Below are 25,267 nucleotides of genomic sequence, written 5' to 3'. Positions count from 1 at the left end.
ATTTTTAAAATCAGCAATATATGAAAAAGAAAATTTTAGTATTTACAGCATTGGTTTGCATGGGAATGATGAATTCCTGTAAAGATAAATTTCTGGAAACTACACCACTGGGCGTTGGAAATGAGGCGATGCTTTCAAACAAATCCGGTGTAAATTCAGTCCTGATCGGAGCATACAGCTTACTGGACGGAGTTGGATCTGGTGGTACATACTTTTCAGCCGTAAGTAACTGGATCTACGGAACCGTTGCCTCCGACGACGGCTACAAAGGAAGTGACGTAGGTGACCTTGCCCAGATCACAACCATCGAAAAATACATCCAGCAGGCAGATATCGGCGGTTTCAATGATAAATGGGTAGCGCTGTATGACGGTGTGTCACGTTCCAATGACGTGCTTCGTCTGATTGCCAAAGCAACGGATATGACCGATGCGGAAAAATCACAAGCCAGCGCCGAAGCCCGATTCCTGCGTGGCTGGTACCATTTTGAAGCAAAAAAGATGTGGAACATGGTGCCTTATGTTGATGAAAAAGTAACGGATTATCTCAACCTGCCAAACGACAAGGATATCTGGCCATTGATCGAAGCTGATTTCCAGTTTGCCGTTGATAACCTTTCCGCCACAAAGGCACAGGTGGGACGGGCCAGCAAATGGTCTGCCAAAGCGATGCTGGCTAAAACGCACATGTACCAGAGCGATTACACGGCGGCAAAACCTTTGCTGGTGGATATCGTAACGAACGGTCCTTTCTCATTGGTCGCCAATTATCATGACAATTTCAGGATCGCTACTGAAAACAACAGCGAGTCTGTTTTTGAAGTACAAATGTCCGTTGCTGATGGTGGAAGCGGTGAAAACGGAAGCTGGGGCGATAACCTGAACTTTCCATATGGCTCAGGTCCTGGCGGATGCTGCGGATTTTATCAGCCTTCCCAAAATCTTGTCAACGCATTTAAAACGGATGCAAACGGGCTGCCTCTTCTGGATACCTTTAATGACACGGATGTGAAAAACGACGAAGGCCTTTCTTCGACCGATCCCTTCACACCTTATGATGGAACACTTGATCCAAGATTAGACTGGACTGTTGGCCGCAGAGGTTTGCCTTTCCTGAACTGGGGAATTCACCCGGGGAAAAACTGGATCCGTGACCAAAGCTTTGCAGGCCCTTATACTTTCAAGAAGTTTTTTGCAGCAAACGGTGAAAATTCAGGTGCGGAATCGCCTCGTGCAAACGCCAACAACTATCGCGCTATTCGTTTCGCTGACATTCTGCTGATGCGTGCTGAAATTGCAGTCGAAGAAAACGATCTTACGACGGCTCTTGCCATCGTTAATCAGATCAGAACACGTGCGGCTACGGAAATAGTTAAAAAGGACGACGGAACCCCGGCAGCCAATTATCTTATAAAACCGTACCCGGCGTTTACGAGCCAGGAATATGCAAGGAAAGCCGTTCGTTTCGAGCGTCGTGTTGAGCTGGCGATGGAAGGGCACCGTCACTTTGACCTGGTTCGCTGGGGAAATGCCGACGTAATTTTGAACGCTTATCTGGCCAAGGAAAGCAAGAAAAGATCCTACCTGACTGGCGCAGTATTTAAAAAAGGAAGCAGCGAATACTTCCCGATCCCACAAGCCCAGATTGATATCATGGGTTCCAGTATTCTAAAACAAAATCCATAAAACTTACCATCACCGGGTACTTATACGCCCGGTGATTTTGAATAACAATAACTATTCCTATCTTTAATTATATTTTTCAAGCAAGACTATTCCTAACCTTTTCAATTTTTCAATGCAAGAATCATCAACGCCTTTAAACCAGGAAGTTTCTTCATCCAGAAGAAATTGGTTAAAAAATACCGCTTTGGCTGGGGTTGCTGCTTTGGCCGCTCCCGTTATCGATGCATCCGCAAAGTCCGCAGCACCGGCTCCCGCAGCCCGCCGAATTCCGTTGGCCGTGTCAACCTATTCGTACTGGCATTTCGAGGAGAAAAAATATCCGATTGAGAAAGTAATTGAAGACGCCGCGCGATTGGGTTTCGACGGGGTGGAAATCCTGCATCGGCAGATGACCGACGAAAGCATCCCGTACATGAACAAGCTGAAACGACTTGCTTTCGATAACGGTCTGTCACTTCCGATGCTTTCGATACATCAAAGTTTTGTCCAGCCCAAAGCAGAAGATCGTAAAAAAGACGTGGCACACACCATCCGATGCATCAACCTTGCGGTACAGATGGGCATACCCGCAATCCGCATGAACACAGGAAGCTGGCGAACGGTAAAACGTGATGCCGCCTACTACAAAGACGGAAAAGAACCTGCCATACAAGGTTACACAGATCAGGACGCGATCAAATGGTGCATTGATTCCTATGGCGAATGTCTCGTTGCGGCGGAAAAGGCTGGCGTTGTACTGGCTATCGAAAACCACTGGGGATTGTCATCCAATATCGATTATTTACTGGAAATATATAAACCACTTTCCTCATCCCCGGCCATGGGTATGAACGTCGATACAGGAAACTTTGTCGGAAATCCATATCCTCAGTTTGAAAGACTGGCTCCCTATGCGACCATCGTTCAGGCCAAAACATACTATGGCGGAGGTTTTTTCTATGACCTCGACCTCGATTATCAAAAAGTAGCGGATATCCTGCGCAAAGCCAATTTCAAGGGTTATATCTCTCTGGAAATGGAAGGCAAGGAAAATCCTGCAACCGCTGTCCCAAAAAGCCTGGAACTATTCCGGAAGGTCTTTAGCTGACAGACGACATTTAAGATTATATCATAATTTTCTTCTGTAGTTAATAAAGTGCGTTTTCTTTGAAAGCGTACTTTTTTAACGTTTAGACTACTTCCAGGTTTGAATACCTATCACACCAAACCACATCAGATAAAAGGTTGCGATTAAATGAAGACACGACAAAACGGCCAGATGCCAGTAAATATTTCTGTTGATTTTCAGCCTTCGCTCTTTGACTACATTAATAGCTGACCATATAGATGTCAGGGCGAAACATGTCGTCACGATCATCAGGGAAACAGAAACAACACCAACTCTTCCCAATAAACCAAACGGGTCTTTCCCGCCAATAAATGATAATAGGAATACAAGCAAACTTGCCATAAACGGCCACAGGCCCAGCCAGATACTTTTTTTACTGAAATTTTTGCCTCTCCAATACCTAATTAACCAAATACTCCCAAACAACACCGCCCCCGCCCCATATAAGATCCAGAGTCCTCCCAGCAGTATCTGGCCATAGACCATAAACGGAGACACCGGCATCAACACCTGGTTACCATCGTGCACAACATTGCCGGCAATAGGGTCTGTTACCTTCACAAGACTTATTTTTCCCGTTTCCTCAGCTATGTATTGCTTGTCGTTAATAGCCCGGTGCGTTTCTGTCCATCCTCCGAAAAGATTGTTTACGAAAACAAATTCATTTCTATCCCGTATTTGTCGCACGCCTAAAATACGTTCGTAAAAATAGGCGTTTTCAACTCTGGGGTTAATTGGCAGATAATAGCCGGAAATATCGGTGCGTTGTTGTATTTTTACCTTAGGCCAAAAAACCCTATCGGGACTCAAACGCTTGGTCTGAAACTCCCGTATCAAGCCTGAAATCCGGCTTAATGCACTTCCATCGCCGGAATTGATCATGATCGCATACCCCAGCTGGTGTGTAGGAAGATACGAAAAGTCTGTCAGTCCTCCGTTCACACCTCCACCATGTGAACGGTACACGTAACTCTTGTAAGGGGTTGAATAATTTGCCAAACCATACCCATATTCCAGCCCGGCCTTGTCTCCGGTCGTGGTAGAGGCTGTTTCCATCCTTTTCAAAGATTCTTCGCTGATTAATTGGCTCTTGCCTGCCCATCCCCTGCTAATAAAGAATTTCAACATTCTCGCCATATCTTTTGGGGAAGCATTAATCGCTCCCGAAGGACGCACGCTGATATTCCAGTATTTCTGCGGTTCTTTGTCAATGTACAATGCTGCGCCTAACTTTTTATAGGCCTCTGAATTAAAATAGGTCATATTTTCCATACCCATCGGAGTAAAAAAATTACTTTGAATGTATTCTTCAAAAGTCTGACCGGTAATTTTTTCTATGATGTAAGCGGCCACGGGAGGGCCCGCATTACAATAAGCCATGCGCGTTCCCGGCATCCATCGGGAGGTGCGGGACGCGGGTAAAAAATCGAGTCCGCCTTTTAGTGTTAATCTCGGATTATCAAGTGCATAGTCTCCAAGACGCATATCATCCCAACCCGTGGTATGTTCCAGTAAATGCTCAACCCGTATCAGTGCCGTTTTCTCCCACGGATTTTTAAATTCTATTTCCGGAACCAAATCCCGGACTTTATCTTTCAGACTCACCTTGTCTTCCTGTTGCAGCTTCAAAATAGCCAGTGACACGAACATTTTTGAGACTGAACCAATACGGAACATGGTATTTTCCGTAGCCTTCGTATTCTTTTCAAGGTTGGCAATTCCCAGTCCAGCCGTCCAAACCGTACTGTCCTTATTCACCAAAGCAATTCCAACCGCAGGCGTTCCTGTTTCCTGCAGTATTTTCTCAATAGCCAACTGTAATTCCTTAATTGTTTTAGGACCATCGTACCGGCCCTGTCCCAATAATGGCTGAACAGAAAAGAAGAAAACAACAATTAAAATGGTCGCGGGTAGTTTATGAAATGATGTCATGATAAGATCATTTTTCTTCCAGATGGCTAACGGGTTGTTTCTCGCAACGCTTACTCACTGAAATTTAATAAGATAAGACCTGAAAGAGAAAGCATCGAAGTTAACCAAAAGAAAAATAATAATTACCTCATTCAATCCTTAAATAATCATAAAAATCAACCCTTACTTCTTCGCGACGACCCCCGCACCACCAGCTCCGTTTTCAATACTTTTTGCTTGGGTAAATTCACCTCCTCTTCTGAATCGATCAGTTGTAAAATCCATTGCGCGGTGGTTTTACCAATTTCTCCGGTTGGCTGCCGGATGGTCGTTAACCCCGGACCGATATACGCAGATTCAGGATTATCACTAAATCCTACGACACCCAGTTCGTCCGGAATTCTTATTCCTTTTTCCAAAGCCATCAGCATAATTTCAATTGCCGATGAATCATTGACAGCAAATATGGCATCCGGCCGGTTTTCGAGATCCAGGAGATATTTTCCATAAATCCTTGCTTTCTGCTGGGAAAACATGCCCTGAATCACCATATTCTCCTCGACACGTTTCCCATACTTTTCCATCGCCGCCCGGTAACCGCGCAAACGTTCCCGGCTTACCAGCAAATTTAACGGGCCGCCCAAATGTGCAATGCGCTCATAACCATTCAGGATCAGATGCTCCACCGCGGTAAAAGCCGCATCGAAATCGTTAACAACAACTTTGGGTGCTTCTACGTGGTCGCAAACCCGGTTAAAAAGAACCAGCGGGATTCCTCGCTTTTCAAACACTTGCAAATGATCATAGTTATTGGTTTCCTGCGTTAGAGAAATGAGCAGGCCATCGATCCGGTTTGCAAGCATCGTCCGCGTGTTGGAAACTTCCACCTGATAAGATTCATTGGACTGCATGATGGTCAGGTTATAGCCCGCTTCCGTGAGTATTTCGTGTGCACCGATGATCACGTTGGGAAAAAACGAATTTGTAAATTCAGGCACAATCATCCCGATGGTGTTCGTCCGGCTTTTAACAAGATTATACGCCAGCTGATTGGGCTGGTAATCCATCTGCGCGGCCATTTCCAGAACGGCCTGCCGGGTTTCCGGACTAATATCCGCATGCCCATGCAGTGCTCTGGAAACCGTGGAATTGGAAACGCCGATGGATTTGGCAATATCAATAATGGTCGTCTGATGTCTTCGGTTCTTTTTCCCGGGTGCTGTCTGGTCCGGATCGGATAAGGTAAAAAAGTAATTACAATCCTTACAAACATAACGCTGTTTGTTCCGGACATAACCCGCTTTCATAATCGCACCGACTTCCGAACATTTGGGACAAGCAATCATTGTATTATTTCAATATAAATGAAAATAACTATAAAATCATCCTCCAAAGATATCCAAAAATTATTTTTTAAAATTTTCATATTAAAAATAATCATAACCATATATCGGTAACGTATCCGCAAACGTTCCCGATACTTTTTGTGATAATCTCAGATATTTAAGCGTTTTTTTAGCCTTGACAATCTTTTCCACCTTCCTATATTCAAGTCAAAATTCAGGTTTAATCCAGTATCAGGCATTCTTTTCAGGATTTTCGTATTTCGAAACAAGCCTGACTTTTAACTAAAAAATTGAACTATTTCAATTTTAGAGCTACTTTAAAACCCTTTTAACTATGCTAAAAAATTTATGTAAAATCGGTCTTCTCGTGCTGCTGATCATGGGAGCAGCAAGCGAACGTCTTTATGCCCAGGATCACTCCGTCAAAGGAAAGGTGATTGATGAAACCGGTCAGCCGGTTCCGGGAGCAAGTATCACGGTGAAAGGAACGATGCAGGGCACCTTATCCAACGTTGACGGGACATATTCCCTCGCCGCTTCCGGACAGGCCACGCTGGTGTTTTCATTTGTAGGTTACCTGAAAGAAGAAATTCCGGTCAACAACAGAACAACGGTTGACATCACATTGCAGGTTGACCAAAAAGCACTCGAAGAAGTCGTGGTGGTGGGTTACGGAACGCAGCGAAAAGTTGAAACAACCGGCTCCATTGCTTCGGTAAAAGCTTCCGATCTTGTTCAGACACCGGTTGCCAACATTGCACAAGGTCTACAGGCACGTGTCGCGGGTGTTCAGATCAGCCAGAACTCAGGTTCTCCCGGCGGAAATATCAGTGTCCGAATCCGTGGAACCAACTCGATTAACGGTTCTTCAGAACCCTTGTATGTTATTGACGGCATTCAGATTTCCAATGGCGGCGGCATTACGGATGTCAGTCCGCTTTCTACCATAAATCCCAACGATATAGAGTCTGTTGAGATTTTAAAAGATGCTTCTGCCTCCGCCATATATGGCGCGCGGGCTGCCAATGGTGTCGTTTTAATTACAACCAAAAGGGGAAAAAGCGGTGCTACGCGCGTCACCTTTGACAGTTATTACGGGACACAAAAAATAAACAAAAAACTGGATGTGTTAAACGCTTCTCAATTCGCACAGCTGGAAAATGAAGTTTTTAAAAACACCTATTACAAAGACCCCGCTTCACTCGGGCAAGGCACCGACTGGCAAAGCCTGATTTTCCGGAAAGCACCGATTCAAAACCATCAGTTATCAATAAACGGAGGGAATGAAAAAACACAGCTGGCGATGTCGCTGAGCTTTTTCGACCAGCAGGGAACGATCATCAGCTCGGATTTCAAACGCTATTCATACCGCCTGAACCTTGATCACAAACTTTCCAACCGCATCAAAATCGGAACCAGTATTCTGGGAAGTTATTCTGTCAGTGACGGAATTCAGACGGGTGGTGAAAACGTTGGCGACGGTGGTGCCGTGCTTTCTTCAGTATTGGGTGCAGCCATTGGCGCGCCTCCAACACTGGTTCCTTACCGCCCCGACGGAACACTCTTCCCGTTTGGCGAACAAGGTCCGCAATACCGTGAGGTAACCAATCCGCTGGGTTTTGCTGCCGTTTTAAACCAAAGAACGATTAAAAGAACCTTGGTCAATTTATACGGGGAAGCCACACTTTTCAAAGGATTAACCTATCGCGCTTCCTTCAACGCAGATCAGCGTGGCGAGTTATACGATTTTTACTCACCAAGATCCATTGTTAACAAATCCGATCTGAACGATAATTCAGGATCCGGATCGAAATCTAATTCCAACTATCTGGCCTTGCTGCACGAAAGCATCCTGACATACAGTACCAATCTGGCAAAAAATCACACCCTCAAAGCAACGGCTGTTTTCGGAACCCAGGTTGAAATGGCAAACTCCAATTCGATCAATGCCACCGGTTTTCCAAATGATGCCACACAAAACGAGGCTTTGCAGCTTGCTCTGACCAGAACCGTGAGCAGCAGCAGAAACAGCCAGCGTCTTGATTCTTACATGGCACGGGTTAACTACGGTTTCAAAGACAAATTATTTCTGGATCTGACGGCCCGCATCGATGGATCAAGCAAATTTGGCGCCAATCATAAATATGGTACCTTCCCCGCAATATCTGCTGCCTATCGGATTGTTGAAGAATCGTTTATGAAAGACATTTCCTGGATTTCCGACCTGAAACTGCGCGCCAGTTATGGTATCACCGGAAATGCCGGCGGGATTGATCCTTACAAGTCTCTGTCAATCGTGTCTGCTTCAACTCCTGCAGCGAACTATGATTACAACCTCAACCATACCTACGTAACCGGTATTGCCCCGACCGGCATTGCCAATCCTGATTTGAGATGGGAAAGTTCGCGGCAAACCAACATCGGTCTGGACATCAGTCTTTTAAACAACCGGATTAGTCTGATTGCGGATGTGTATCATAAAAAAACAAACGATTTACTTTATGTAAAAACACTTCCGTTTAGCTCGGGTTATGCCAACATCACAGGCAATTTTGCATCGCTTGAAAATAAAGGACTTGAACTGGCAGCCAATGCACGCATTGCAAACGGAGCTTTCAAATGGGATGTTTCTGCCAATACCACCATCAACCGGAATAAAGTACTGAACCTGGACGGCGGTGTAACCAACGAACGTTTCGTTACCACCTACACCATTTTAAAAGTTGGAGAACCGCTTGGCTTGTTTAAAACCTATGTTTTTGATGGTGTTAACCAAACCGGTGAAACGATTCTGCCAGGTTATGACGGACGTTTAGGCGGACAAAAAGTAAAAGACGTAACCGGCGACGGACAGATTACGGCTGCCGATCAGGTGATCGTAGGAAATCCGAATCCTAAGTTCATTTACGGTTTTTCAACCAATATGTCTTTCAAAGGATTTGATTTCGGCGCATTTTTCTCCGGAACACAGGGTAATGATATTTACAATGCGAGCCGTCTTTCTTTCGAAAACCCGCTGGGGCAGCGCAATATGCTAGCGGGCGTGGCTGACCGCTGGTCGCCAACCAACCCCAACAACCAATATACCAGTGGCTTCCAGGGAGGCCGTTTGCCGATCACCAATTATGTCGTGGAAGACGGATCCTATTTGCGCTGTAAAAATGTGACGCTGGGTTATACCCTGCCGCGTTTCAAAGGCATTCAGGCTATCCGAATTTATGTAAGCGCCAACAATCTTTTCACGATTACGAATTACAGCGGATTTGACCCGGAAGTGAACACTTACGCCGGTTCCAATACCGTCATGGGCGTGGACAACTTTGTTTATCCGCAGGCTAAATCATTTCTGGGAGGTATTCAGGTAACATTTTAAAACCGGCATTTACACATGAAAAATATATTCAATAAAACGACAGGTTTATCGGTCATGCTTGGCGCCTCCTTCGTTCTTGGCTCCTGCGAACTCGATGAAAAAATTTATTCTTCCATTTATACGGAAGCTTTTTACAAAACGGCTGCCGATGCCGAGAAAGGGCTGGTGGCTGCATACAGCGGATTGAGCAGTCTGGGCAATGGCCCGGCTTTCACATTGGTTGCCGATTTCAGCGATGACCAGACTTATCCCCGCGGTGTGGTTGGGCGTAACACCCTGACGCTTTTTACCTACGATGTCAATTATACCACCCAAAAAAGTAATAGCCGGGTAAATGAATCTCCGCAGCAAGTCTGGACGGCCTCTTACAGTGGCATTGAAAAAGCAAACTGGATCATCGCCAAAGTTCCTGAGGCCGTTATGGATGAAACCCGCAAGAAGCAAATCATCGGAGAAGCTTATTTCCTGCGCGCTTTTTATCATTTTTTGCTGGTCAAAAATTTTGGTGACGTCCCTGTGAAGATCAGTCCGAGTTACACGGAAGCCGAAGCGACGATTGCAAAAAGTCCAAAAGCGGATGTTTACAAACAAATTTACAGCGACCTGGACCAGGCAATTGCGGCCGGTCTGCCTTCGTTTCCCGCTGTGGACAAAGGTCGCCCTTCCAAAGAAGCAGCCAGTGCACTTTATGCTAAAGTTGCTTTGTACAATGAAGACTGGGCCAAAGCACTGGAAAAGGCAAAAGTGGTGATCAATTCCAATAAGTATTCGCTGATGCCTGATGTGCAGGATGTTTACCGCAATGAAAAGGAAGACGCAGCCCGCGCTGAAAATATCTGGGCCTATGAAGTCGATCCGATTTCACCCGGAACCGGGCACCAGCTCACAGGCCTGTGCGGCCCTCCGGGCAGTGGTGGCCCGGCTTATGCGAGAACTTCTTTCGGGTCGATGTTCGCTTATCAGTCTTTTTTCAACTCTTTTGATCCGGCCGATAAACGCAGAACGCTACTCGACACCAATTACATTGATAAAAGCGGTAAAACCGTTCCACAGAAAAGCATTACACCCATCACGACCCAAGGTGTTCTGATCAAAAAATACATGGATCCAAGTTCAACAATCGGCTTGATTCCTAACATCCCGATTTTAAGACTGCCTGATGTGTACCTGATTGCTGCCGAAGCAGAAGCACGTTTAAACGGAGCCACGGCAATTGCTTATGGTTTTGTCAACATCGTTCGAAAAAGAGCTGGTTTGGGAGATCTGACCGCCGGATTAACCAAGGAAGCATTTGTTGACGCCGTGATCCAGGAGCGTGCATGGGAATTCTTTGCAGAAGGTGACCGCTGGTATGACCTGACACGCACTGGAAAGTTTTTAACCGTTATCCCAAAAGCAGTAAATCCGGTGTACCCAGCCAGAACGGTTCAGGCGAAAAACAAATATTTCCCGATCCCGCAGGATGAGATTAATGCGAATCCAAAGTTGATACAAAACCCTGACTGGAAGTAATCACCGAAAGAAACCTCAATCATGAACCGCTTTTTTCTTCTTCTGATACTTATTCCTTTTTTTTCTTTTACAGAGAAAAAGGAAGGGTATGATGTTGCAACAGACCAAAATGTAGGAACACAAAGAAAAGAAAATATCCGGGCGTTTAAGATTGTTGAAAATGATACGCTTAACTATACTTTGAAGTTAAAACTCGATGATTCCGGAAGGCCATTATATTTCTTCCGGAATATTTTCACACCGGTTTGCTACACGAATGAATGTAAGCCGGTTCATATCAATTTTTACTGGGATCTTCTGGGGAATTATGAACGATATGATCTGCCGGAAGGGAAAGTTTTGACAAAGATCGATCATGACGAGTTTAAGCAGGAAGATTACGAAAAATTACAGGATATTCTGGCCAAACAAAATTCCATTTTCGCCGATCTCGAAATGGAAGACCTGATCGCCAAAGGTACCGATAACCTGTCCGACTCTGTGGATGCCAAAACCGGTGCGACTTTGAAAACCATCAAAAATGAAGTGATTGATGGCGCCGTTTATACCTGTTTTACTTTATGGAAAATCGCCTATGGAAAGGTCGTTCCGGAAATGCTGAAAATCACCGAATCTTATAAAAACGATCAGATGCTTCACTCCTTCCTGGCTGATAATAATTTTCACTACCAGTATTGGGCAATGGAAAAAGTGATTGACAAGGAAGGCAAGGTCCATAAGTCTTTTGAGCGGGATATTGAAAAAGTGATCACAGGCAAAAATCTTTTTACGGCACGGACAGCCTTGCAAAAAGTTGGTGAAGGATTCTTCGTCAAACCGCAAAAACAAAACTGGCTCTGGGAGGTATATCAGTCATCATCCTATCCGATGCAGATCGCGATTCTGAAAAAACTATCGGCGATTCCTTTAAACCAGACCTTATCCGAAAAAATAGCTAAGGATATTGAACAGTCCAATGACGAACAACGGAAACTAAAACTTGCTATCCTGAAAAAACAGACCAAACTAACTGAGAAAAGCAGGGAAATACTGACAAAAAATACTGATGACTAAAGTCTGGAGGAAGAGAGACCCGGCGCACCCAGGGCCAAAGCCTTGGGTTAATACAGGACTAGCCTGTTTGTGCATCAGGAAAGTGTAGTTAACCCAAGGTATTCGCATCGGGAAACACAATTAACCCAAGGTTTTAACCTTGGGTACAAGCGATCCCCTCAATCCAGGGCTTTAGCCATGAGGACCAGTACAAAGTGATTAACTTAACCCAATGCCTTGGCAGAGGGCCAAACCAAAATGCAGATGAAAAACTACTTCACTATAATCCTTCTATTAACCACCTTGCAGCTATCGGCGCAAAACCATGTTTTTGTTGAAACCGAATCTTTCGAAGACAAAGGCGGCTGGGTTATCGACCAGCAGTCTTTCGTCGTCATGGGTTCGTCATACCTGATGGCGCACGGCATGGGACGCCCCGTCAAAGACGCCGCAACCACCGTAAAATTTCCCAAAAAAGGTAAATACCATGTCTGGGTACGAACCAAAGACTGGGCTCCTTTTCCAAAAGGTCCCGGAAAATTCCAGGTTTCTATTGACGGAAGCCCGATCAATCAGATTTTTGGAGAAAGCGGCTCGGATGAATGGAAGTGGTATGATGCAGGCGAAACAGAAATCAAAAATGATCAGGTCAGACTGTCGATTAAAGATCTGACCGGATTTAATGGCCGTTGCGATGCGATTCTTTTTACCGACGCACCAAAATTCACCCCGCCAAACAAACTGGATGAATTAACCGCTTTTCGTAAAAAACTTTTAAAACTGACCGATGCGCCGGTTGCCGCCGGACATTTCGATATGGTTGTGGTGGGCGGTGGAATTGCCGGAACCTGTGCCGCCATTTCAGCTTCCAGAATGGGGCTGAAAGTTGCCCTCATTCAGGATCGTCCTGTTCTGGGAGGAAATAACAGTTCCGAAATCCGTGTGCATTTAATGGGCGATGTGGATAAAAACCATTATCCGAAATTAGGACGAATCGTGAGAGAAATGGATAATGGTGATCCGGGCAATGGTAACCCGGACGCCAAGGAGTATGGTGATGCCAGAAAAACTTCGATCGTAAAAGGCGAGAAAAACATATCGCTTTTCCTGAATACACATGTTTATAAAGTTGAAAAACAAAACGATATCATTACTGCGGTTGTGGGACGGGATATTGCAACCAATAAGGAAACCCGCTTCGAGGGATCTTTCTTTTCTGACTGCACCGGCGACGGAACGATCGGCTACTTAGTCGGCGCTGAATTCCGTATGGGACGGGAAAGCAAAGCGGAAACAGGCGAATCGCTGGCAGCCGAAAAGGCTGATGATTTCACACTGGGAACTTCCAATCTTTGGGCTTCTCTTCCACGAGATACCGTTTCCAAGTTTCCTGAAACACCTTGGGCGCTGCAATTTTCGGATGAATACCATATCGACAACAGCAAGGCAGACTGGGAATGGGAAACCGGTTTTGGAAACTTTAACACGATCACCGACGCCGAAAAAATACGGGATCATAACCTGCGTGCCATTTATGGAAACTGGTCATACCTTAAAAATCACAAAGCTCAGAAATATGCCAAGCACGAACTAGCCTGGGTTGCATACATCGGGGGAAAAAGAGAATCGAGACGCATCATAGGCGATCATATTCTCAACCAAATGGATATCCAGGAAGGAAAGCAATATCCTGATGGTTCGGTGACGGCAACCTGGACCATTGATTTACATTTTCCGGACGCCAAAAACAGTAAATATTTCGAAGGTCAGGAATTCTTTGCCGGTACAAAACACATCAAAGTAGCACCTTACACCATTCCATACCGCTGTCTTTATTCCAAAAATATCCAGAATCTTTTCGTCGCAGGCCGAAACATCAGCACTACACACGTGGCCTTCGGAAGTACGCGAGTGATGCGTACTTGCGGGATGATGGGCGAAGTAGTTGGTTTTGCGGCCTATCTGACGGCAAAATATAAAACAACGCCAAGGGGTGTTTATCAGGATCATTTACCCGAATTAATGGCGATCCTGAAAGGGGAAACGGTTGCACCTCAGCCATAAAAATGATATGGTAGAGATTGCCTGGGAAATTCTTTGTAAAGGATAAAACATGGATCCCAGTGTATGCCATCGTCGACGGCGATGGCATAAAAAATTAATCAAAAGCATTATAACCCATTTGAAATGAGATATTACCTGACCCTTTTTTCCTGCTTGTTTTTCACGTTAAATACGCTCGGACAATCTTCGAAAGTCATAACGCTTGGCAATAAAAACATACAGATCGTCTGGCAAAAATCTGCGGAAGGCTATCGTATCCAAAAAGTTGCCGTTAACAAAAATGGAAAATGGGTAAATGACCTTACCCCTTCCGGCGAATACACTTTACTGTTTACCGAAACAAAACCCTCGGTTGAATCGGCTGAAACTTTCGATAAGATTACAGGTGGTAAATTTCCCGAAGATGCCTATCACTATCAACAGCTGCAATGGAAAGAAAGCACGACGGCTGTTTCGCTAAACACGGCCGGAAAAGCCTATCATTTTTTCCCGACTACGGCCAAATTGATTGACAGCAGACACATTCAGTTTAGTCACGAGACAGAGGTTGCGACCATCACGGCGGACTGGAAACTGGACGAGAAGTTTAGCAACGATATTCAGGTAAAGCAAACCATAACGCCGAAAAAGAAAGGATTTTTCTCACTGGCTTCTCCAACCCTGGCCGCATTACCGGTGGATAAAATGGCCTGGGTTTCCGTGCCTGGTTATTTTCAGGGTAATTTCATGCAGGAAAATTTCGCGCTCGCTTATGCTTACGGCCATGGAATTCCTAGTCGCCCCGTCATTTACCGCGAACGCTGCGCCAGTACTTTAAGCCCGCTGGTGAGCACAAAAAGCGGAATCACGTTATCCATTATTCCGGAACCCGGTTTGGCGCGCGATCCCTGGGCAAAAGATAAAATCACACAAACAGACTGGTTTATTGGTCTGTCACACATGAACCGTAAATCACAGTTATCACCAACACTTTACTATCCGGTTTTGGGAGAGGAAAAATCAGAACGGGAAGCTGGTCAGGAAATCAGTTATGGTTTTCGTTTCAGCCTGGTTTCAGGCGACTGGTTTCAGGCGCTTAACCATGCTATTTATGATGTGTACAATTTCAAGGAAGGTTTGGCGCTTCGTCAGAGCAAACAATCTCTGACGGATCGTATTGAAAAAATGCACCATTATCTCATCGACCCGAAAACTTCACTTTGGAATATTGAAGAATACAAAGGGAAACAAATCGGGGCGCAGTCTTACATGGGTGGTGTTGTCGGTTCGAATAAAGATGCGATGAAAAATTCAGACTATGGCGCGATGTGGATGCTGGCCCATGCAACCAAAGATCCTGAATTAACACAAAAAGTGCTTCCACCTGCTGAAAACTTCAAACTGGTCCAGCAAATGACGGATGAGGGTTTTTTCAAAGGCGCCATTGAAGGACAATATTATCTTGCCAAAAGCAAAAAGTTTGTGGAAGAATGGGGCTCCGTTGTTGAACCCATCGGACTGACGTACTATGTGATGCTGGATATTGGCAACATGCTCCTTTTTGAACCTGCCAACAAGGAACTGAAAGAAAGGCTGACATTGGGTGCAGAAAAACTGTTGAGCTGGCAAAAACCAGACGGAAGTTTTGCCGTCGCCTATGACCGAAAAACAGATGAAGAACTTTTTAAAGATATCAAAGATGTTCGTCCGACATTTTACGGTTTGCTGGTTGCTTACCGAGTTCTGAAAGATGAAAAGTACTTAAAAGCAGCGCAAAAAGGTGCGGACTGGTTCATCAAAAACGCAGTGGAGACCGGCGCTTTTTTAGGTGTTTGCGGTGATGCCCGTTACGCGCCAGACTTTGCAACCGGTCAGTCGGCCCAGGCTTTGCTTGATCTTTTTGACATTACCAAAGACAAAAGATATCAGTCGGCAGCGATCACCTCTGCCAAAATCTACGTAGGTTCTATTTATACCCATCCGATTCCATCTAAAAAAATCAAGATTGTTAATGGCGTTGAAAGAGAAGACTGGGAAATAAGTCAGGCCGGTCTGAGCTTCGAGCATGGCGGAATATTTGGTTCTGCAACGCGTCACGGTCCAATTCAAATGGCCAGCCACGCCGGATTGTTTATCAGAATCTATGGCATCACGGGTGAACAAATTTTCGCCGATCTGGCAAGATCCGCCGCGATTGGACGAGATGCTTTCGTGGATCTGAAAACCAGTGTGGCATCCTATTACTGGCAGGCCATGAACAGAGGTGCAGGCCCCTATCCCCATCATGCATGGTGGCAGGTCGGATGGATCACGGATTATTTACTTTCCGAAGCCGCATTGAGATCCGCTGGAAAAGTAAGTTTCCCCCGCGGTTTTGTCACCCCAAAAGTTGGCCCGCACCAAACCTATGGCTTTGAACCCGGCACCATTTATGGCACCAAAGCAAGTCTGGTAATCCGTGAAGGATTTGCTGAAACCGGCAGCGCCTCCATCGATCCTTTGCTGGCAAAATCGGAGTCAGGCGATGCCTATTTTGTCATGCTGTTAAACAACAACACGCAGCCTGTATCCTTTAATTTGTCCTTAAACAGTGAAAAACTCAAAACGGGATCAAAAATAAAATCGATCAAAAACCTCGCGTCCGGAAAGTTATTAACCGAAACAAAACTGCAACTGCCGGGTTTCGGTATGCAGGTTTTAGAAGTAACCCTTCAATAAAATGAGAACTGGTTTCATACTGTTTTTGATAGTCATGACCCTGAGCAAAAGTTTTGCTCAGGGGGCGGACACATTATCAATTCCAGGTGCAAAACTGATCAAGAATATCAGGTACGGCACAGCAAATATCAGGCAGACTTTTGATTTATACATTCCTGAAAATGCTTCAAAACCTGTGCCGGTTATCGTCTGGATACACGGCGGAGGTTGGAATAATGGTACCAAGAAAAATATGCATGTGGATGGACTGGTAGCGCACGGGTATGCCATTGCCAGTGTGGATTATCGTTTTACCCGGGATACCATTTTCCCGGCGCAGATCAGGGATTGCAACGCAGCCATTGCCTTGTTATGGAAAAATGCGTCGCAATATCATCTGGATACTTCCCGCTTTATCCTTGCGGGAGCATCCGCAGGCGGACATCTGGCAGCATTGATCGGTATGAGCAATAACAATAACCGGCAGGAATTTTATCCTTTTTCAATTAAAAATAACCCGGTACGTTTTCAGGCTGTCATCAATTACTATGGCGTCACGGATCTTTATGTATTGCATGGAAACGGGCTGTCTTTCGATGTTGACGCGGATGATTCCATAATATCCAAACTCCTCGGTGCTTCATCCCTAAAACGTCCTGATCTGGCAAAATGGGCAAGTGCCACGACTTATATCGACAAAAACGATCCGCCGACCTTAACCATCCATGGGGCCAAAGATCAAACCTCCCCTCTTTGGCTGGGACAGCTTTTTACCAATCTGCTGCAAGTTACGGGAGTCAAAAATGATATTCTGATTTTACCGGAAGCAGCCCATGCCGGCTCTGTTTTTTCTCAGGCCAATGTATTGGAAAAAGTATTGTCGTTTCTTAAAGAAGTAGCCGGAAACAAACGGATTAATTAAAAACCGACTGATTTATTGAACAAGTAAAAAGTACAAAACCCAACCTATGAATTCACCCATTGATACCGCCGTCATATTTATCTTTTCGGCCTTTGTTTTGTTTATCGGCATGCTTTTCGTCCGTACCGGCCGGAACATGAAATCTTTCTTCGCCGGCGGAGAATCTGTGCCCTGGTTTATCGGCGGGTTGTCTCTTTTTATGAGTTTTTTCTCCGCAGGAACCTTTGTGGCCTGGGGGGCGATCGCCTATAAATATGGCTGGGTTTCGGTTACCATTCAATGGACCATGTGTATTGGTGCGTTAATTACAGGCGTGTGGCTGGCACCAAAATGGAAGGCAACCGGCGCGCTTACTGCGGCAGAATTTGTAAAAGAGCGGCTTGGATTGAAAGTACAAAAAACATTCATCTACATTTTCACGCTCGTTTCCTTGTTCATCAAAGGCTCGGTTTTGTACCCCGTCGCCAAGTTGGTGAGCGTATCCCTTGGTTTTCCACTCGTTCCGAGCACCATTGTTCTGGGCATTATGATGATCGCTTACACGGCTGTCGGCGGATTATGGGCGGTTATGGTAACGGATATCCTTCAATTTGTCATCCTGACGGCGGCCGTTTTTATCATTTTACCCCTATCCCTGAATGCAGCCGGTGGCTGGGAAACGGTTACGACCAAGGCACCCGACGGCTTTTTTGATTTGCTGAACGGCGAATATACTTTTGGTTTTATTCTCGCTTTTACGCTTTATCACATCTGTTACATCGGCGGCAACTGGACTTTTGTTCAGCGTTATACCAGCGTCGATAGCGGAAAATCCGCCCGAAAAGTTTCTTTCCTTTTCGCAGGATTATACCTGATCAGCCCGATTATCTGGATGCTTCCTCCGATGATTTACCGGACCATCAACCCATCCTTGCAAGGTCTGGATACGGAAAATGCTTATTTACAGATTTGCCAGCTGGTCCTTCCGCCGGGTTTAATGGGATTGATGTTAACCGGCATGTACTTTTCCACTTCGGCCTCAGCCAACACCACTTTAAATGTCGTGTCAGCCGTTTTTACCAATGATATTTATAAGGGCATGATCAATCCGGGCGCATCCGACAAAAAACTGATGTCGATTGCCCGCTTATCTTCTCTGGTTTTTGGAATCGGCATGATCATTATCGCGCTGCTCGTACCAGCCGCCGGTGGTATTGTTGAAGTCGTTCTGAGCATCGGCGCAGTAACGGGAGGTCCCCTATTGGCACCTGGACTTTGGGCATTATTTTCAAAAAGGCTGACCGGCAAAGCGACGCTCTGGATAACAGGCTCTACGTTATCCGTCAATTTACTTTTCAAAATCATTCTGCCGTTAACATCTGGTTTAAAACTAAGCCGGTCCGAGGAAATGCTCCTGGGCATCGGTCTTCCTTTGATTTTCTTATTGATTAACGAATGGCTTGCCTCCCGAAAATCTGCAACAAGCTCCGAGTATGACGTTTATCAGGCCGTCATGGCGCAAAGAAAGTTTGACTATCTGGATAGCTCGGAAGAAGAAAAAACAGAAGTGAGAAGGCAAAACCGTTTTGGATTGCAGGTTATCGCCGGCGCGCTGGCCTTTACCGCTGTTTTACTTTTCGCATTAAGTGCCTTAACAACAAAAGGTTCCATGCTTACGGCAGCCATTGCCTTTGCCATTCTGCTTGCATCCATCATTCCCTGGCGTGCTTCCAAAAAAGTGATTGTCGATGTAGCAGCCGAAGACACCATACTTCATCCTTAATTATAACCAACACAAAATCATGACATTGCGTAAATTATATTTAGTGCTGGCCTTATTAGGTATACTGATAAAACCCTCTTTTGCCCAATACAAAATCAGTCAACCGAACGCAATTCCACTTCACGGCGAATGGTCATTTACACTCGATCCGGCAGAAATGGGACAGGCTGGAAAATGGTTTGCGACCAAAGCCGAGGAAAATGGCAGATTTGATAAAGTAACCGTTCCGCATTGTTTTTCTGCGGATCCCAGATTTCAGTTTTTCACAGGAACAGTCTGGTATAGAAAGGCTTTCCCATGGAAAACCACTTCAGGCAAACGCGTTATTCTTCATTTTGACGCCTCTTACTACAAAACCAATATCTGGCTGAATGAGCAGAAAGTTGGTTTTCACGAAGGTGGCTATACTCCGTTCAGCTTTGACATCACCGATTTCTTGAAAGAGGGCGACAATCTGCTGGCCGTTTCAGTCAACAACGATACATGGAAAACCGGCACGATCCCGGGTGCGAAGGACATCAATAAACCCAATGCGTCCTTTATGGGCTGGATGAATTATGGCGGTCTGATCCGTCCGGTTTACCTGACAATCGAGCCGGAAGTTTATGCGGATAATATCAAAATTGAAAGTGTGCCGGATCTAACCAAAGGAACCGCGACATTAAGTACGAAACTACGCATTAAAAATGCTTCAAAACAGACCGTTTCTCCGAAATCAGGTTATACCGTTCAGTTTAAAGACAAGGCCGTTGCCTTAAACTGGAAGATAAAACCGGTTAGCATTCCGGCCGGTCAGAGCGGTATCATCGAAGCCGAAACAAACCTTTCCGCGGCACAGGTAAAACTCTGGAATCTGGATGATCCAAATCTTTATCATTTAACTGCATCCGTGGGTCAGGATACGATTGCGTCCAATTTCGGAATCCGGAAAGTTGAGATAAAAAATACGCAGTTGTTTCTGAATGGAAAATCGCTTCGTCTGGGTGGCGGAAATCGGGTTGTGGATTATCCTGGCCTGGGTTCAATGGAACCGGATTGGCTGATAGAGAAAGATTTCAAGCTGATGAAAGAGGCCGGAATGGAGTTTCAGCGGTTAACGCATTACACGCCTTCGGAATATTTTTACGAGCTGGCCGACAAATATGGGATGCTGATTATTTCCGAAGCCGGGAACTGGCAGCTCACACCCCGGCAAATGGATAATGACAGCATGCGCACGAAATTCCGTTCACAATTCCGTGAAATGGCTGAACGTGACTGGAATCACCCGAGTATCATTGCTTACAGCGTTGGCAACGAGTATGAATCTAAATCAGCATCCGGACTGCGCTGGACAAAGGATATGATCATCAGTGCACGTCAGTTGGACCCTACCCGATTATACACTTTTGCCACCATGTTCCTCAACACTTTCCCGGAAAAACCGGAAGACGAGGCCAGTCAGTATGTGGATTTCATATCAACCAATACCTATGGGAATCATGCCAAGGCACTTGACCATATCCATAAAATTTATCCCGAAAAACCAATCCTGATCAGTGAATGGGGAATAAGAGCGGATAACAACGGCGGGGAAGCTGCACAAGCCCAGCATGTCCGGGACGTTTTGGCCGAAGTCAGAAAGAGGCCCTACGTAATCGGTACTTCCTGGTGGACTTACAATGATTACCAAAGCCGCTATCACGGCACAAATCCAAACGGATACCGGCCATGGGGAATCGTCGGTCCGGACCGTTCCTTAAGACCGGCTTACAAAGCCTATGAAGAAGAAATGTCACCGGTTTTAATTGAAAAAGTAAGTTTCAAAACAGTTACTCCGGGCCAGCATCAATTGATACTGAAAGTCACGGGACGCAGTGATTTCCCCGCATATGACGTAAAAGGTTATGCCTTGAAAACAGCGCATTCCACTTTTTCTATCCCCGATTTAAATCCGGGTGAAAGCAAAGAAATCAACATTCCGGTGACTGGTTTTGAGAAAAAAATATCAGTAACGATCATGAAACCGACCGGCTATTCTGCTGGAATTAAAGAAATAGAACTGAAATAATCTGAGCCATTATGTAAAAGATGGGAGGTTAAGAGCATCGAATTTTCCATCCCAACGCCATTTAATCATGATAAAAGAAGAATTCATCTACAAAAGAACACCAAAAACCATATCGCTTGAAGCAGATTTAATAATCGTTGGAGGTGGATTGACGGGAACCTGCGCAGCAATCACCGCGGCGCGGACAGGCATGAAAGTTATTGTTGTACAAGACAGGCCGGTTTTGGGTGGCAATGCATCCAGCGAAGTCCGGTTATGGGTTTTGGGCGCCACTTCCCATATGGGCAATAATAACCGCTGGGCGCGGGAAGGCGGTGTGATCAATGAAATTATGCTGGAAAATATTCATCGTAATCCTGATGGAAATCCACTGATCTTCGACACCGTTCTGCTCGAAAAAGTCGTGGAAGAAAAAAACATTACTTTGTTGTTAAACACCGCTGTTTTTGATCTTGATAAGTCCGCGGAAGATACGATTTCTGCCGTTCATGCCTTTTGCAGCCAGAACAGTACGCAATATCAGTTAAGCGCGCCTCTGTTTTGTGATGCTTCCGGCGATGGCATTGTTGCGTTTTTGGCCGGGGCTGCATTCCGGATGGGTGCAGAATCACAGGAAGAATTCGGTGAAAAATTTGCGCCCGACAAGGCTTATGGCGAATTGCTGGGCCATTCGATGTATTTCTATTCGAAAGATGTCGGCCGGCCGGTGAAATTTACTCCACCTTCCTTCGCTTTGCAGGATATCACCCAGATCCCGCGTTACAAAACATTCAATCCGAAAGATTTTGGGTGCCGGTTGTGGTGGCTGGAATATGGAGGGCGGCTGGACACCGTTCATGATACCGAAACCATTAAGTGGGAACTTTGGAAAGTGGTTTACGGTGCCTGGAATTACATCAAAAACTCGGGATTGTTCCCTGAGGCCGAAACCATGACACTCGAATGGGTCGGTACGATTCCCGGAAAACGTGAAAGTCGCCGGTTTGAAGGCGATTACATGCTCAGACAGCAGGATATTATTGAACAAAAACAATTCGACGATACCGTCTCATTTGGTGGATGGAGCATTGACCTGCACCCTGCCGACGGGATTTACAGTGATCAGGCGGGTTGCAATCAATGGCATGGAAAGGGTGTTTTCAGCATTCCTTACCGCAGTTATTACAGCAAAAACATCAATAACCTGTTCATCGCCGGACGTATCATCAGCACTACCCACGTAGCTTTTGCTTCCACCCGGGTGATGGCTACGAGCGCACATGGTGGACAGGCTGTGGCTATTGCGGCGTCATTGGCGAAAAAATATGGTATTTCACCGAGAGAGGTCGGAACACTTCATCTGGATGAATTGCAGCGGGAACTGATCAAGTCCGGTCAGTATATCCCGCATCTGAAATTATCAGATGACGCGGATCTCGTTCAAAAGGCAATTAGTATTCAGGCGAGTTCAACATTAAAGCTAAAAGAAATCCCGGGGTCTGATCACTGGTCACCTATCGTACATTCGGTTGGACAGATGTTACCGGTTTTGGCTGGAAAAATGCCGTCGGCCACAGTTTCGCTGGATGTCATTGAAGCCACCAATTTAACCGTCGAATTGCGAAAAAGCAGCAAGGCATATAACCACACCCCGGACATCACGCTGCAAACAAAAAACATTTCGCTTACCAAAGGACAACAGGAAATCACACTGGATTGGGATGCCGAATTTGACGAGGCATGTTACGCTTTCATTTGTTTTATGAAAAATGAGAATGTTAAAATTCAATACAGTGAAAAAAGGATTTCAGGTATCGTGACGGTTTTCAACGCGACCAATCCTGCGGTTTCCAATTACGGAAAACAAGAGCCGACGGAAGATATTGGCGTGGATACTTTTGAGTTCTGGTGCCCGCAGCGCAGGCCGGAGGGAAGAAATATCGCGATGAAATTAAACGATCCGATAAATCTTTTTGAGCCGGAAAATATTAGAAACGGTTTACAACGCCCCATCGCCAGCCCGAATGCCTGGGTCGCAGATTATGACGAAAATACACCGGAAATTCATATCCGGTGGACTGAACAAACCAAAATTTCCTCCCTGGAGCTGGTCTTTGATGCGGACTATGACCATCCGATGGAAAATGTAATTTTCCTGCATCCGGAAACAACAATGCCCTTTTGCGTTACCGATGTAAAGATTTACAATGATAAAAACGAGCGCATCGGATCACTCGACGATAATCACCAAAACCGCAGAACAATCACATTCAGCGAAGCTGTTTTGACGCAAAACCTGAAAATTGAGCTGGCTAATGCCGACAATAATACGCCTGTTTCGCTCTTTGAAATCCGGTGTTACTAAGTCGATTTAACTAATCTGTAATCGTTTTAAAAAGGCGGATCTTCGGGTCCGCCTTTTTTTATTCTTTGAAAGATAATATTTTGATACTAAATTTGTACCTCCAATAGCAAACATTAGTTTGCTATTTTATTAATATTTTACTCTATCATAATACTATACTAGATAGACTTTGAAGGACGCATCAGAATCATTGCCCTCATCAGAAATTAAGGAACCTACTCACTGGGAATCCCTGCAGGTCGCATACATTGCAAGTGGTGATCCTGAGGAAGATCGTCGTTTGGCTGCACTGGCAAAGGAACAGGGGAAAATTGTTTTCCTGCCTGATTTGCCGGAAGAATCCGATTCACGTTTTAATAAAACCCCACAAAAGGCTGAACAGCAAAACGCTACTTCAGAGCCAACTAAAAATAATACAAAATCCTCATTTTCCTGGGATACCATTCAGGATAAGGTATGGGCAGCGACTTTACGCAAGAGAAGCCGTACAGAAATTGCGGTTAACGTCTTTGCAGCGGTTGCCCTGATGATTGTCGGCCATCTGGTTTTTACATACATTACTTACGACCGCCTTTCGGTTCTTTGGGATGATCTGGAATTAAACGAGAGTTTCTTCTACTACATCCTCGGCGGATTTGTTGCGCAAATGATCGATGGCGCATTAGGCATGGCTTATGGCGTTACCTCGGCTACATTTCTTTTAACCATCGGCGTTCCTCCCTCGGCAGTGAGCGCGAGTGTGCATGCTTCGGAAATATTCACAAGTGGTGTTTCCGGTTATATGCACCTTAAATTCGGGAATGTTAACAGTAAATTATTCAAGAAAATACTCGTTCCTGGCGTCATTGGGGCGATTTCAGGTGCATACCTGCTGACATCCCTGGAACAATATATTTACATCATCAAACCGCTGGTAGCCGTTTACACCTTGATTCTGGGAATTCTTATCATTCAGAAAGCGTTAAAGAAACGTATTGAAAAACGTCCGATCCGGAAAATCGGCCTACTTGCTTTTGCCGGCGGAACGCTGGATTCAATCGGCGGCGGCGGCTGGGGGCCTATTGTTACCTCTACGCTGATCGCAAGAGGAAGACACCCAAAATATACGATCGGCTCGGTGAACCTGGCAGAGTTTTTTGTATCGCTGGCAAGTTCCGTAACTTTTATCACACTAATCGGATTTTCGCATTGGCAGGTCGTTTTAGGATTGATTTTAGGCGGAATGGTGGCAGCACCGATTGCGGCGACATTATCGCGAAAATTACCGATAAAGACCATGATGATCATGGTCGGAACCATCGTCATCATCGTGAGTTTGAGGATAATATATATGGTGGTTTTTAGCTGATAGCCAATAGCGATTGGCGGTTAGTTTTAGACCCGAAAACTTAGAATTTAAAGAAAAAAAGAGCGTTTCTATACGCTCATGAAATATTTATTACAAGCTAAACGCTAACAGCTAATAGCCAATACCTAGCGATC

Annotated in this window: 14 protein-coding genes; 12 read left to right on the top strand and 2 right to left on the bottom strand. The window is 45.3% G+C overall.

Annotated elements, in window-relative coordinates; genetic code table 11:
• Positions 1-20 precede the first annotated feature (20 nt).
• A complete protein-coding gene (locus tag RB622_RS03680; RefSeq protein ID WP_308045158.1) occupies positions 21-1,685 on the top strand; it encodes a RagB/SusD family nutrient uptake outer membrane protein in 1,665 nt (554 codons plus the stop codon).
• A gap of 112 nt (positions 1,686-1,797) precedes the next feature.
• The gene (locus tag RB622_RS03675) at positions 1,798-2,772 is read left to right on the top strand and encodes a sugar phosphate isomerase/epimerase family protein (RefSeq protein WP_308045157.1); all 975 of its coding nucleotides are present in this window, start codon (positions 1,798-1,800) and stop codon (positions 2,770-2,772) included.
• Between the two features lie 87 nt (positions 2,773-2,859).
• Here the strand turns inward: RB622_RS03675 and RB622_RS03670 are convergent, their stop codons facing one another.
• Complete coding sequence (locus tag RB622_RS03670) at positions 2,860-4,725, bottom strand: serine hydrolase domain-containing protein (RefSeq protein ID WP_308045156.1); 1,866 nt, start codon at positions 4,723-4,725, stop codon at positions 2,860-2,862.
• Positions 4,726-4,880: 155 nt separating this feature from the next.
• Positions 4,881-6,050 (bottom strand): substrate-binding domain-containing protein, encoded by a 1,170-nt coding sequence (locus RB622_RS03665; protein ID WP_308045155.1) that lies wholly within the window; start codon positions 6,048-6,050, stop codon positions 4,881-4,883.
• A gap of 379 nt (positions 6,051-6,429) precedes the next feature.
• Here RB622_RS03665 and RB622_RS03660 point away from each other — a divergent pair, with 379 nt between their 5' ends.
• The 10 genes from RB622_RS03660 (at position 6,430) to RB622_RS03615 (ending at position 25,133) form a co-directional block, all read left to right on the top strand.
• On the top strand, positions 6,430-9,423 hold the full coding sequence (locus tag RB622_RS03660; protein WP_409021415.1) for a SusC/RagA family TonB-linked outer membrane protein: 2,994 nt from the start codon (positions 6,430-6,432) through the stop codon (positions 9,421-9,423).
• A 15-nt stretch (positions 9,424-9,438) separates the two neighbouring features.
• A complete protein-coding gene (locus RB622_RS03655) occupies positions 9,439-10,935 on the top strand; it encodes a RagB/SusD family nutrient uptake outer membrane protein (protein WP_308045153.1) in 1,497 nt (498 codons plus the stop codon).
• A 21-nt stretch (positions 10,936-10,956) separates the two neighbouring features.
• The gene (locus RB622_RS03650; protein WP_308045152.1) at positions 10,957-11,988 is read left to right on the top strand and encodes a hypothetical protein; all 1,032 of its coding nucleotides are present in this window, start codon (positions 10,957-10,959) and stop codon (positions 11,986-11,988) included.
• Positions 11,989-12,231: 243 nt separating this feature from the next.
• A complete protein-coding gene (locus tag RB622_RS03645; RefSeq protein ID WP_308045151.1) occupies positions 12,232-14,031 on the top strand; it encodes an FAD-dependent oxidoreductase in 1,800 nt (599 codons plus the stop codon).
• Between the two features lie 123 nt (positions 14,032-14,154).
• Entirely contained in the window at positions 14,155-16,728 is a 2,574-nt protein-coding gene (locus tag RB622_RS03640; RefSeq protein ID WP_308045150.1) for a glycerophosphoryl diester phosphodiesterase, read from the top strand.
• Between the two features lie 34 nt (positions 16,729-16,762).
• Positions 16,763-17,629 carry an alpha/beta hydrolase gene (locus tag RB622_RS03635; RefSeq protein WP_308045149.1) on the top strand — a complete coding sequence of 289 codons (867 nt, stop codon included), beginning with the start codon at positions 16,763-16,765 and terminating at the stop codon, positions 17,627-17,629.
• 46 nt (positions 17,630-17,675) lie between these two features.
• Positions 17,676-19,391, top strand: coding sequence for a sodium:solute symporter family protein (locus RB622_RS03630; RefSeq protein ID WP_308045148.1), 1,716 nt, complete (start codon positions 17,676-17,678; stop codon positions 19,389-19,391).
• Between the two features lie 19 nt (positions 19,392-19,410).
• Positions 19,411-21,441, top strand: coding sequence for a glycoside hydrolase family 2 TIM barrel-domain containing protein (locus tag RB622_RS03625; RefSeq protein ID WP_308045147.1), 2,031 nt, complete (start codon positions 19,411-19,413; stop codon positions 21,439-21,441).
• Positions 21,442-21,508: 67 nt separating this feature from the next.
• Entirely contained in the window at positions 21,509-23,785 is a 2,277-nt protein-coding gene (locus RB622_RS03620; RefSeq protein WP_308045146.1) for an FAD-dependent oxidoreductase, read from the top strand.
• A 169-nt stretch (positions 23,786-23,954) separates the two neighbouring features.
• A complete protein-coding gene (locus RB622_RS03615; protein WP_308045145.1) occupies positions 23,955-25,133 on the top strand; it encodes a sulfite exporter TauE/SafE family protein in 1,179 nt (392 codons plus the stop codon).
• Positions 25,134-25,267: the final 134 nt, after the last annotated feature.

The sequence above is a fragment of the Dyadobacter sp. LHD-138 genome, assembly GCF_030929615.1.
Taxonomy (GTDB): domain Bacteria; phylum Bacteroidota; class Bacteroidia; order Cytophagales; family Spirosomataceae; genus Dyadobacter.
Note: the sequence above shows the minus strand (reverse complement) of the source record. Positions and strands in the feature narration are given on the sequence as shown.